We start from the raw sequence: 246 nt of genomic DNA on the forward strand, positions 1-246 counted from the left end.
CCTCGGCGCTCGGCGCCGCCGCAGCATCGGCCGGCGCGCCCTCGCGCGGCTTTCTGAATTCGTTGTGGCGACGGCCGCGACGATGGCGCTGCTCGCGCTGGGCGCCCTCACCGCCTTCACCGCTGGCGGCTTGTGCGCCCTCGCCGGTGCGTTGATGGCGCTGACGGTTGCGGTCGTGATGCGGACGGCGCTCGTCGGAACGCCCGCCCGGCCGCCAGACTTCGACGAGCTGCGGCTCCGGCGGGG

General features: G+C 75.6%; 1 protein-coding gene. It reads left to right on the top strand.

Annotated features, from left to right (window positions below):
* Nucleotides 1-246 (top strand): hypothetical protein (locus tag CQ12_RS47520; protein WP_347337458.1); only part of this gene is annotated, 246 nt, incomplete at both ends.

The organism is Bradyrhizobium jicamae (assembly GCF_001440395.1).
Taxonomy (GTDB): Bacteria; Pseudomonadota; Alphaproteobacteria; order Rhizobiales; family Xanthobacteraceae; genus Bradyrhizobium; species Bradyrhizobium jicamae.